This window comes from Flavobacterium sp. P3_A6 (assembly GCF_056403035.1).
Genome location: NZ_JBFUGG010000021.1, coordinates 63,351 through 76,537 on the forward strand (window position 1 = coordinate 63,351; position 13,187 = coordinate 76,537).

7 protein-coding genes are annotated in these 13,187 nt (G+C 34.3%); 1 reads left to right on the plus strand and 6 read right to left on the minus strand.

Annotation, left to right across the window (positions count from 1 at the left end; genetic code table 11):
- Nucleotides 1-124: 124 nt before the first annotated feature.
- From AC1DVP_RS17105 to AC1DVP_RS17115, 3 genes are all read right to left on the minus strand, one after another.
- Complete coding sequence (locus AC1DVP_RS17105) at nucleotides 125-2,896, minus strand: bifunctional aconitate hydratase 2/2-methylisocitrate dehydratase (protein ID WP_477184700.1); 2,772 nt, start codon at nucleotides 2,894-2,896, stop codon at nucleotides 125-127.
- Nucleotides 2,897-3,183: 287 nt separating this feature from the next.
- Nucleotides 3,184-4,137 carry an AAA family ATPase gene (locus tag AC1DVP_RS17110; protein ID WP_477184701.1) on the minus strand — a complete coding sequence of 318 codons (954 nt, stop codon included), beginning with the start codon at nucleotides 4,135-4,137 and terminating at the stop codon, nucleotides 3,184-3,186.
- 81 nt (nucleotides 4,138-4,218) lie between these two features.
- Nucleotides 4,219-5,649, minus strand: a complete 1,431-nt coding sequence (locus AC1DVP_RS17115; RefSeq protein WP_477184702.1) for a peptidylprolyl isomerase — start codon at nucleotides 5,647-5,649, stop codon at nucleotides 4,219-4,221.
- A 611-nt stretch (nucleotides 5,650-6,260) separates the two neighbouring features.
- Between AC1DVP_RS17115 and AC1DVP_RS17120 the strand changes: the two genes are divergently transcribed.
- Complete coding sequence (locus tag AC1DVP_RS17120; protein ID WP_477184703.1) at nucleotides 6,261-7,850, plus strand: peptide chain release factor 3; 1,590 nt, start codon at nucleotides 6,261-6,263, stop codon at nucleotides 7,848-7,850.
- A gap of 86 nt (nucleotides 7,851-7,936) precedes the next feature.
- On the opposite strand, the gene AC1DVP_RS17125 is transcribed toward AC1DVP_RS17120, so the two are convergent.
- From AC1DVP_RS17125 to rpoC, 3 genes are all read right to left on the minus strand, one after another.
- Nucleotides 7,937-8,305, minus strand: a complete 369-nt coding sequence (locus AC1DVP_RS17125; protein WP_477184704.1) for a hypothetical protein — start codon at nucleotides 8,303-8,305, stop codon at nucleotides 7,937-7,939.
- 181 nt (nucleotides 8,306-8,486) lie between these two features.
- Nucleotides 8,487-8,798: a DUF3467 domain-containing protein gene (locus AC1DVP_RS17130; protein ID WP_100433712.1), complete on the minus strand. Its 312-nt coding sequence runs from the start codon at nucleotides 8,796-8,798 to the stop codon at nucleotides 8,487-8,489.
- Between the two features lie 64 nt (nucleotides 8,799-8,862).
- The gene (rpoC, locus tag AC1DVP_RS17135) at nucleotides 8,863-13,170 is read right to left on the minus strand and encodes a DNA-directed RNA polymerase subunit beta' (protein WP_477184705.1); all 4,308 of its coding nucleotides are present in this window, start codon (nucleotides 13,168-13,170) and stop codon (nucleotides 8,863-8,865) included.
- Nucleotides 13,171-13,187 lie beyond the last annotated feature (17 nt).

The window sequence follows — 13,187 nt, forward strand, 5'->3', positions numbered from 1 at the left end:
GTTTTAGGTTTTTTGTCATTAATAATTTAAACATTACAAGTTACAAAAAAAATTAAGCAGTTATAAAAAAAAGCCTGAGTTTATGAACTCAGGCTTTTAAACTATAATTAACTAATTATATGAATTATTTAACTAATAACTTATGAGAAGGCGCAAACTTAGTTAGATTAATACCTTCTACTGCAGTTTTATATTCTTCTATTGTTGGAGTTCTACCAAGGATTGTAGATAATACCACAACTGGTGTAGAAGAAAGTAATGATTCTCCTTTTTTACCCTCAGTATCTTCAACTACCCTTCCTTGGAAAAGACGAGTAGATGTTGCCATTACTGTATCTCCTTTAGCAGCTTTTTCTTGGTTACCCATACAAAGGTTACAACCTGGGCGCTCTAGATATAGCATGTTTTCATATGATGTACGTGCTGCAGCTTTAGGAACATTATCGTCGAATTCGAAACCTGAGTATTTTTGTAAAATCTCCCAGTCACCTTCTGCTTTTAATTCATCAACAATATTATAAGTAGGAGGTGCTACAACTAGTGGCGCTTTGAACTCTACTTTACCTTCTTGCTCATCAATATTCTTAAGCATATGAGCCAGGATTTTCATATCTCCCTTGTGAACCATACAAGATCCGATAAATCCAAGATCTACTTGTTTAACCCCACCATAGAAAGATAGAGGTCTGATGGTATCGTGAGTATATCTTTTAGAAACATCAGCATTATTTACGTCCGGATCAGCAATCATTGGCTCAGCAATCTGATCAAGATCTACGACAACTTCAGCGTAATACTTAGCATTTGCATCTGGTCTTAGCGCAGGTTTCTCACCTGATATAATCTCAGCGATTCTCTTATCAGCTATAGCAATCAATCCTTTAAGAACTTGATTTTTATTATCCATTCCCTTGTCGATCATGATCTGAATTCTACCCTTCGCCATCTCTAACGATTCAATCAAGGTATAATCCTCAGAAATACAGATAGAAGCTTTAGCTTTCATTTCTGCAGTCCAGTCCGTAAACGTAAATGCTTGATCCGCATTAAGAGTTCCTAAGTGTACCTCAATAATTCTTCCTTGGAATACATTCTCTCCGCCAAATGTTTTAAGCATTTGAGCTTGTGTAGCATGAACTACATCACGGAAATCCATATACCCTTTCATATCTCCTTTGAAAGTTACCTTCACTGATTCTGGAATTGGCATTGAAGCTTCACCAGTAGCCAATGCAAGAGCAACAGTTCCTGAGTCAGCACCAAAAGCAACACCTTTAGACATTCTTGTATGAGAGTCACCACCAATGATGATAGCCCACTCGTTTACAGTAATATCATTAAGTACTTTGTGAATTACATCTGTCATTGAGTGATAAACGCCTTTCGGGTCACGAGCTGTGATCAAACCGAAGTCGTTCATAAATTTCATTAATCTAGGAATATTTGCCTTAGATTTATTATCCCATACTGAAGCCGTGTGACAACCCGATTGGTAAGCACCATCAACAATTGGAGAAATCACGGTAGCAGCCATAGACTCTAACTCCTGAGAAGTCATTAGACCTGTTGTATCTTGTGAACCAACAATATTTACGGTAACACGAACATCTGAACCAGCGTGTAAAATTTTACCTGGAGTTGTTCCAACCGCGTTTTTATTAAATATTTTTTCTACAGCTGTAAGACCTTGCCCTTCAACAGAAACCTCTTTTGACGGAGCATATACAGGTACAATATCAATACCAAGTGTCTTTGATGCAAATGTTTGCAATTTTTTTCCAAATACAATAGCGTAAGACCCACCAGCTTTTATAAATTCAATTTTCTGAGGAGTAAATGCCTTAGAAATATCAATCAATTCCTTATCGCCGTTATAAAGTTTCTTTGTTTTTGTGTTGATAGTAAGAACAGTACCAGTAGCAACAGAGTATACTTCCTCTAGAATAGGGTCACCGCTTTCATTACGAACAGGGTTGCCATTTTCATCTAATTTTTTTACCCAGTTTTTAAGATCAAGACCAATACCACCAGTAACATCAACAGTTGTTAGGAAAATCGGAGAAATACCGTTTGTTCCCGCAACGATTGGAGCAATATTAATAAATGGAACATAAGGACTGGCTTGTTTTCCACTCCAAAGCGCCACGTTGTTTACACCTGACATTCTTGAAGAACCCACACCCATAGTACCTTTTTCAGCGATTAACATCACGCTCTTATCAGGATTCGCATCTGCTAATGCTTTGATTTCAGCTTGTGCTTCTGGAGAAATTAAACATTTTCCATGAAGTTCACGATCTGAACGTGAGTGGGCTTGGTTTCCTGGAGAAAGTAAATCAGTTGAAATATCTCCTTCACCAGCAATAAAAGTAATTACCTTAATTTCTTCTGCTATTTCAGGTAATTTAGTAAAGAACTCAGCCTTAGCATAACTTTCTAGAATTTCTTTTGCTATTCCGTTACCGCTTTTGAAAGCTTCAGCTAAACGATCTGTATCGGCTTCATATAGAAAAACTTGTGTCTTTAAAACTTCCGCAGCATCTTTTGCAATAGCAACATCATTTCCTAAAGCTAAATCAAGTAAAACCTTTATAGAAGTACCACCTTTCATATGTGACAACAACTCTAAAGCAAAAGCAGGCGTGATTTCAGCAACTACTGATCCACCTAGAACAATTTCCTTTAAAAAATTAGCTTTTACAGTAGCAGCAGGAGTAGTTCCTGGCACGACATTATAAATAAAAAATTTAAGAGAATCCGCTCTGTACTCGTTATTCAAATCTTTAATTTGTTCAATGATTTCGCTTAGCAATTCAGCACCATCAATTGGCTTCGGGTTAAGTCCCTGACCTTTTCTTTCTTCAATTTCTTGGATGTAATCCTTATAAGTGTTCATAATTCAGAAGTCGTTTATAGGTGTTTTTATTTTTTTGTTCGCAAATTTAGGAATTAAAGATGATAATTTAAAGAAATTAAATGGATGTACATTTTTCAAAAAATATTATTGCAAAATAAATGATTTCACTGCGATAAAATAAGAAAAAAGCATGATTCTGCTATCAATTTTATAAATTCAATAATTCAGAATTAGATTTTAACAAAAAGAAAAACTAATGTTAAAACTAAAAGTGTTACATTCCTATTAGAATATAACACTTTTCAATAATTTATTATTTTTTCTGTTTAAATTAGCTTATCGATTATCATTTCCTCAGAAATTCCTTCGGCATCAGCTTTGTAGTTTTTGATTATTCGGTGTCTTAATATTCCAGTTGCAACCGCTTTTACATCTTCTATATCCGGAGAGAACTTACCGTGGAAAGCAGCATTTGCTTTGGCCGCTAAAATTAGATTCTGAGAAGCTCTTGGCCCTGCACCCCAATCCAAGTAGTTTTTCACAAATCCATTAGAAAGCGCATTATCAGGACGTGTTTTGCTCACCAATGTTACTGCATATTCTACAACATTATCGGCAACTGGAATACGGCGAATCAAATGCTGAAAATCAATAATTTCTTCAGCGGTAAACAATGCATTAACTTTCGTACTCAGGTCAGCCGTTGTGCGCTTCACTACCTGCACTTCTTCCTCAAAAGAAGGATATTCTAATTTTATGGCAAACATAAATCGATCCAATTGTGCTTCTGGCAAAGGATAAGTTCCTTCTTGCTCAATAGGATTTTGTGTAGCCAATACAAAATATGGCAAACTCAGCTTATGATTAGCTCCAGCAATTGTAACCGAACGTTCCTGCATTGCTTCCAATAAAGCTGCTTGTGTTTTTGGCGGTGTTCTGTTAATCTCATCAGCCAAAATAATATTAGAAAATATTGGTCCTTTTATAAATTTAAACTGTCTGTTTTCATCCAATATTTCACTCCCTAATATATCTGAAGGCATTAAATCAGGAGTAAATTGAATTCTTTTAAAATCCAAACCTAAAGCTTGTGCCAAAGTATTCACCAGCAAAGTCTTTGCAAGCCCAGGAACTCCAACTAACAAGGCATGTCCTCCAGAAAAAATACATAGCAAAATCTGATCAACAACAGCTTCTTGTCCTACAATAATTTTAGATATTTCTTTTTTTAATTCATTACGTTTTTGAACTAAATTTTGTATCGCTGTTACATCCGACATTTTTATATTATTTTTTTTAATTAAAAAAGAGTTAGTGCTATGAAAACATAAAACTAACTCTTTTTATTTATTTAATGAAAATTATTTTTTTACCCAATTATTAGTAAAAGGACAATCCTTATATTCATCTACAATCTTTATATAGGTATCCTTTATTTTTGTGTCAAACCACTTTGCAATGGCTTTGATTTGTTTTTCTTTCAAAGCTAAATCTTTAATTTTGATATAATCTTTAGCATAATCCGCAGTATGTGAATCAATTCTATTCGTTACAATCATGATTTTATAATCTTTCTTTCCCTCTTTGTCTTCAAGAAACGGCAACGAAATCTCATTATCTTTCAAATCTGAAACCTGCTTATATATAGAAGGATCCATATTGGTCAATTCAAAATGCGTATCTTGAGTTTTCGGATTTACCAATGCACCCCCATTAGCTCTTGTTTCTTTTTCATCAGACATCGTTCTTGCAGCTTCTGCAAAAGTAATTTCCTTATCTAAAATCTTTTTTCTGATTAAAGTGATTTTCTCTTTAGCTTCTTTTAATGATTCCTGAGTAACTGCCGGAGATATCAATATATGTCTCAGCTCGATTTCCTGCCCCTTTATTTTTTCAACATAAATAATATGAAAACCGTATTGCGTTTCAAAAGGTTCAGAAATCTCACCCTCCGCAAGACTAAATGCCACATCTTTAAACTCTTTTACAAAAGGAGTTTTTCTGGTCATCTTATAATACCCGCCATTTTTACTGGAACCAGGATCTTCAGAGTACAAGACTGCTTTGGTCGCAAAACTCGAACCTTCAAGACATTCTTTTCTAAATCCATTTAGCTTCTCAATAACTTTTTGCTTATCAGCCTCGGTAACTTTAGGTTTCACTACGATTTGAGCCACTTCTAATTCAGCGCCAAAAATAGGTAAATCAGCAACAGGAATTTTTTTAAAAAATTCACGGACTTCTTCTGGCGTAATTTCAACTTTCTCAATAATCTTTTTGGTCATTTCGCTAGTAAGCTTTTGCTCTTTCAGTACATCAAAAAAATACGTTCTAAATTCTTCTTCAGAATCTTTTTGATAGTATTGCACCAGTTTTTCCATTGTACCAACCTGCTGCAGCATGTAGCTCAGCCTTTCATCCATCATTCCTTTTACTTCGGCATCACTCACTATAATACTATCCTGAACCGCTTGATGCGCATACAATTTTTGTTCCAATAACGTCCCCAAAACCTGACATCTTGTTACATCAGCAGTAGATCCTCCCTGACTTTTAATTTCCAAAAATCCTTTGTCTATATCAGAATCCAATATAATATAATCCCCAACGGTTGCAACTACTCCATCTACCTTGAGTTTTTTTGTTGAAGCCACTGGCGTTTTTACAACCTTGGCAACACTATCTTTTATAATCTCTTGAGCATTTACAAAAGTTAAAGAAAAAAACAAAAGAAAAAAAGGCAACATAACTTTATTGGTTATGGATTTCATTTGTACAATTTTTGAAAGCATTTTTTATTTTTTATATTATTATTATCTCAAAAAAAATTGTTTTAAAAAATGCATTCTGCTTAAACACAATATTTTAAAACCAAAAAAACTGTCCGCTTTTAACTCCGAATAATCAAAACGCAATAATTCGGCAAATTACTTACAATTATCTAAACATATAACGAACAAAAATAACAATTCGAATGCATTAAACAAGTTTCCTAAGTACTATTAACAAAAAATTATTAAGTTCCATTATATGCTTATAATCACAGACTAAAACTCAAAGAAACACAGACCTTTTACATTTCTCAATATAGAATTATTACTCACTTTTAAAATACCTTAAACTTTAAATCAATTACTATTTTTAGAAGTTACAGTGTCAGGTATTTCTTAAAAATACAGCTCCTGCTCTATACTTTATCTTTGTTTTTTAAAAGAAAAAGTGCAGAACAATTAAGCGTTCAAAACCAAAACAACAGAGGCATTAATAATTCCTTCTCATTATTACAATTGCAATCAGATTTAGATTTATGATATACAACAAACCTTAAACCTATTTTTTATAACTGCATATTTTTTAAATCGCATTTATAAATAGTACTTTTGCAGACAATTGATAAATAAATATGAGTTTTTTAAAAGAAATAGAAAGAAGACGCACTTTTGGGATTATCTCACATCCCGATGCCGGAAAAACCACACTGACTGAAAAATTACTTCTTTTTGGAGGAGCAATTCAAGAAGCTGGTGCTGTTAAAAATAACAAAATAAAAAAAGGAGCTACAAGTGACTTTATGGAAATTGAACGTCAGAGAGGAATCTCAGTTTCTACTTCTGTTTTAGCTTTTAATTACAAAGAAAAAAAAATAAACATTCTTGACACACCCGGTCACAAGGATTTTGCTGAAGATACATTTAGAACTTTAACGGCCGTCGACAGTGTTATCGTGGTAATTGACGTAGCAAAAGGAGTTGAAGAACAAACTGAAAAACTGGTTGCTGTCTGCAGAATGCGAAAAATTCCCATCATTGTTTTCATCAACAAATTAGACCGTGAAGGAAAAGATGCTTTTGACTTAATGGACGAAGTGGAACAAAAACTTGGATTAACAGTCACTCCACTGAGTTTTCCTATCGGAATGGGATATGATTTCCAAGGAATTTACAATCTTTGGGAACAAAACATCAATTTATTTAGTGGTGATAGCCGTAAAAACATCGAAGAAACGATCGCTTTCTCTGATGTCCAAAGCCCTGAATTGGAAAAAATAATTGGTCAAAAACCTGCAGATCGTTTACGAGAGGAATTAGAATTAATAGACGAAGTATATCCTAAATTTGATCGCCAAGATTATTTAGACGGTAAAATACAGCCTGTCTTTTTTGGCTCTGCCTTAAATAATTTTGGAGTTAGAGAACTATTAGACTGCTTTGTTAGTATTGCACCATCTCCAAGACCAAAGGATTCAGAAACAAGACTAGTTGATCCAAAAGAAGAAAAAATGTCTGGTTTTGTTTTTAAAATCCATGCTAATATGGATCCAAAACACAGAGACAGATTAGCATTTATAAAAATTGTTTCTGGAACTTTTGAAAGAAATAAACCGTATTACCATGTTCGTCAAAAAAAGAACTTAAAATTCTCAAGCCCAAATGCATTCTTTGCGGAGAAAAAAGAGATAGTTGATATTTCATATCCTGGTGATATTGTTGGATTGCATGACACTGGAAACTTCAAAATTGGTGATACTTTAACTGAAGGAGAAATCATGAGCTTTAAAGGAATCCCAAGTTTTTCTCCAGAGCATTTTAGATATATTAATAATGCCGATCCAATGAAGGCTAAACAGCTGGACAAAGGAGTCGATCAATTAATGGATGAAGGTGTTGCCCAATTATTTACCTTAGAAATGAACAATCGAAAAGTAATTGGAACTGTCGGAGCATTACAATATGAAGTTATTCAATACCGATTAGAGCATGAATATGGTGCAAAATGTACGTATGAAAATTTCCCTGTTCATAAAGCCTGCTGGGTAAAGCCAGACGATGCAAAAAACGAAGAATTCAAAGAATTCAAACGCATTAAACAAAAATTTTTAGCAAAAGACAAGTACAATCAATTAGTTTTCCTTGCCGATTCTGACTTTACAATTCAAATGACGCAAAGCAAATACCCAAGTGTGAAATTATTTTTCACATCAGAATTTGATTAAACCATAAAAAATTCGAAACAAAAAAAACGCCAATTAGAAATTGGCGTTTTTTATATATACAAATTAAATTCAACCTTAAATACTCGCTAGCAAGATTTAATATTTAGTGCTTTTTTCAAAAGCGTTTTTACCAATAAACGATTTGGTTCTCTCCCTGAAGTCAAAAAGCTTTTTTTAGAATAAACATCATCATTCAAAAATGTTTTCCCTATATCTTCTTTCGTCCCCATGAACCACAATATAAAATTTACATTTGGATTTATCATAACAGAATTAGACACTTTTACAGGACTCTCAATCATAATATTACTATGACTAGTAACTTCCTCATTTGAAACCTCTAAGCTTTCATTTTGTCCAAAAACAGCAGTACTTGAAAAAAAAGCAAACAAAACGATAGCAAATAAAAAACTTGCATTATTATTTTTTTGTAATATATTAAAAATTTTGCTCATCTTAATTCTTTTCCAGTATGATATATTTCACATATTCAGACACGAAAGTAAACGAATAGTCAAGTGAGGAAAAAAATAGTCGTTTAAATACACGGAAAGTCGTTTAAATACGCAAAAAGCATAACATTTTAAAAAGACAGCAAAAAAAAAGACTCCATTTCTGGAGTCTTTAATCATATCATTATGCTTGTCCCGCAGGACCAAAATTTAAAGGAATTGGAGCTTGTTCACCTTCTTTTATTTCACCATGAGCAACTTCAAAACGATGAATATTTTCACCAATTGCTTTTAGTAATCTTTTGGCATGCTGTGGCGTTAAAACAATTCTTGATTTAACTTTAGCTTTAGGAACACCAGGCATAATACAAACAAAATCTAATACAAATTCAGATGAAGAATGATTAATTATAGCCAAATTTGAATAAATCCCTTCAGCTATTTTTTCATCCAATTCAATATTAATCTGTTCCTGCTGTTGGTTAGAATTGCTCATAAAATTTTAAATTTTTCAACACTCTCTCTCCCTTTAAAAAAGAGAGAGAACATTGAGGAAAGAATTAATAAATATACTCTTCTTTATTTGCCATCATATCATTATAGTCTTCTCTAGATCCTACAATTGCATTATCGTATTCTCTCATACCTGTACCGGCAGGGATTCTATGACCTACAATTACATTTTCTTTTAATCCTTCTAATAAATCAACTTTACCTGCAACAGCAGCTTCATTTAATACTTTTGTTGTTTCTTGGAAAGAAGCAGCAGAAATAAATGATTTAGTTTGAAGAGAAGCTCTTGTAATACCTTGTAAAACTGGTGTTGCAGTGGCAGTAATTACATCACGTGCAACAACAAGATTTTTATCCGTACGTTTTAATAATGAATTCTCATCACGCAATTGACGCGGTGTTATAATTTGACCAGCTTTTAAAACACTTGAATCTCCAGCATCTTCAACCACTTTCATTCCATATAACTTATCATTTTCAACAATAAAGTCTTTAGTATGAATCAATTGATCTTCTAAGAACAAAGTATCTCCTGGATCTTGGACTCTTACTTTACGCATCATTTGACGTATTACTACCTCAAAGTGCTTATCGTTAATTTTCACCCCTTGAAGACGGTATACCTCTTGAATTTCATTTACCAAATACTGCTGAACAGCAGCAGGTCCTTGAATTCTCAAGATATCATCAGGAGTAATAGCTCCATCAGACAAAGGAACACCAGCTCTTACGAAGTCATTTTCCTGAACTAAAATTTGGCTTGATAATTTAACCAAGTATTTTCTAACATCACCAAATTTAGATTCAATAATGATTTCGCGGTTACCTCTTTTAATTTTACCAAAAGTAACAACACCATCAATCTCAGAAACAACAGCTGGATTCGAAGGATTACGAGCTTCTAACAGCTCAGTAATTCTAGGCAAACCTCCTGTGATATCCCCAGATTTAGAAGAACGGCGAGGAATTTTAACCAAAACTTTACCAGCTTTAATTTTCTCTCCGTTTTCTACCATCAAGTGAGCTCCAACAGGTAAGTTATAAGAACGGATCAATTCACCTTCTTTACCATAAACCAATAAAGTTGGAATTAATTTTTTATTTCTTGACTCAGAGATTACTTTTTCTTGGAAACCAGTCTGCTCATCAATTTCAACCATGAACGATTGTCCTTGTTCTAAATCCTCATAAGCAATTTTACCCGTAAATTCAGATACGATAACTCCATTATATGGATCCCATTTACATATTACAGTTCCTTTAGCTACAGAATCACCATCATTTACAAAGATGCTAGAACCGTAAGGAATGTTGTTTGTACTTAATAGAATTCCAGTTTTTTCGTCAATTAATTTCAATTCTGTTGAACGGGAAACTACAATATCAACTGAGTTACCTTCGCTGTCTTCACCTTTAACAGTTTTTAAATCTTCAATTTCCAGCTTACCTGCAAAACGGGTAATAATACTAGACTCTTCAGAAATACCTCCTGCAACCCCTCCAACGTGGAAAGTACGTAATGTAAGCTGTGTACCTGGCTCTCCAATAGACTGTGCTGCAATTACACCAACTGCTTCACCTCTTTGAGTCATTTTACCAGTAGCTAAGTTTCTACCGTAACATTTAGCACAAATACCTTTAGTAGCTTCACAAACTAATGGTGAACGCACTTCTACTTTCTCCACTGGAGAAGCTTCAATACCTTTCACTAATGCTTCTGTTATTTGCTCACCAGCATGTACTAAAATCTCACTAGTTAAAGGATTAATTACATCTTGTAATGCAACACGTCCTAAGATTCTTTCTCCTAATGATTCAACAATTTCCTCATTTTTCTTCAAAGCAGAAACTTCAATACCTCTAAGAGTACCACAATCCTCAACATTAACAATAACATCTTGAGAAACGTCATGTAATCTTCTGGTCAAGTATCCGGCATCGGCCGTTTTCAAAGCCGTATCCGCAAGACCTTTACGGGCACCGTGAGTAGAGATAAAGTACTCAAGGATAGAAAGACCTTCTTTAAAGTTAGAAAGAATCGGGTTTTCAATAATTTCTCCACCACCAGCAGTAGATTTTTTTGGCTTAGCCATCAAACCACGCATACCAGTTAACTGACGAATTTGTTCTTTGGAACCCCTCGCTCCAGAATCAAGCATCATATACACCGAGTTGAAACCTTGTTGGTCTTCTCTAATGTTTTTCATTGCCAACTCTGTCAATTGAGCATTTGCTGAAGTCCATACATCAATAACTTGGTTGTAACGCTCGTTATTGGTAATAAGCCCCATGTTATAATTTGCAGAGATACCTTCAACTTGCTCTCTGGCATCTGCAATTAATTTTGGTTTTTGTTCTGGGATTCTAATATCGCCAAGAGAGAATGACAATCCTCCTTTGAATGCAAATTTATACCCCATATCTTTCATATTATCCAAGAAGGCTGCTGTAGTAGGTACATCAGTCGAACTTAATACGTGACCGATAATATCTCTTAAGTTCTTCTTAGTCAATACATCATTGATATATCCAGCTGCTTCCGGTACTACTTCATTAAACAATACACGTCCAGCAGTTGTTTGAATAATCTGATACACTAATTCTCCAGCATCATTAAAATCTTTAGCTCTAATTTTCACACGAGCATTCAATTCTAATCTTCCTTCGTTTAATGCAATATTTACTTCTTCAGCAGAATAGAAAGTAATTCCTTCTCCTAAAATTTTAAGTTCTGATGTAGACAAACGCTCTTTGGTCATATAATAAAGACCAAGTACCATGTCTTGAGAAGGTACCGTGATTGGCGCACCATTTGCAGGGTTCAAGATATTGTGAGAAGCCAACATTAACAATTGAGCTTCCAAAATAGCCTCTGGCCCTAACGGTAAGTGAACCGCCATTTGATCCCCATCAAAATCCGCGTTGAACGCCGTACAAACTAAAGGGTGCAATTGGATTGCTTTTCCTTCAATTAATTTTGGCTGGAAAGCTTGAATACCTAATCTGTGCAAAGTAGGAGCACGGTTCAGTAATACTGGATGTCCTTTGATTACATTTTCAAGAATATCCCATACTACCGGCTCTTTTTTGTCAATTATTTTTTTAGCTGATTTTACAGTTTTTACAATTCCTCTTTCAATCAATTTACGGATAACAAAAGGTTTGTATAATTCAGCAGCCATATCTTTTGGCAAACCGCATTCAAACAATTTCAACTCAGGTCCAACAACAATTACCGAACGAGCAGAATAATCCACACGTTTTCCAAGTAAATTTTGACGGAAACGCCCTTGTTTACCTTTTAAGGAATCAGATAATGATTTCAAAGGTCTGTTCGATTCTGTTTTTACTGCAGAAGCTTTACGAGTATTATCGAAAAGTGAATCTACAGATTCCTGCAGCATACGTTTTTCGTTACGAAGGATTACTTCAGGAGCTTTAATCTCGATTAATCTTTTCAAACGATTGTTACGGATAATTACACGACGGTATAAATCATTCAAATCCGAAGTTGCAAAACGGCCACCGTCAAGAGGCACAAGAGGACGCAATTCTGGTGGAATTACCGGAATCACTTTCATTATCATCCATTCAGGACGATTTTCTCTGTTCAAAGTAGACTCACGGAAAGATTCCACAACCTGCAGTCTCTTTAACGCTTCAGTTTTTCTTTGTTTTGATGTTTCGTTATTAGCTTTGTGTCTTAAATCATATGACAACTCGTCAAGATCAATACGTGCCAATAAATCCATAATACATTCCGCTCCCATTTTGGCAACAAATTTATTTGGATCAAAATCATCTAAATATTGATTGTCTGCAGGAAGAGTATCCAGAATATTCAAATATTCTTCTTCTGTTAAGAAATCTAATCTTTCAATAGATTCACCATCTGCATTTTTAGCTATACCAGCTTGGATTACTACATATCTTTCGTAGTAGATAATCATATCTAATTTCTTAGACGGAAGACCAAGGATATAACCGATTTTATTAGGAAGCGAACGGAAATACCAAATATGAGCAATAGGCACAACTAGGTTGATATGCCCAACTCTGTCTCTACGAACTTTCTTTTCAGTAACTTCAACACCACAACGGTCACAGATGATCCCTTTGTAACGTATTCTTTTATATTTACCACAAGCACATTCAAAATCTTTAACTGGCCCAAAAATTCTTTCGCAGAAAAGACCGTCACGCTCTGGCTTGTGGGTTCTGTAGTTGATAGTTTCTGGCTTTAGTACTTCACCTCTTGATTCTTTCAAGATTGATTCAGGAGAAGCTAGTCCTATCGATATTTTGTCAAACCTTTTTACAGGATTTTTTTCCTTATTATTTCTATTATTCATCATAGTTTTTACTATTGATT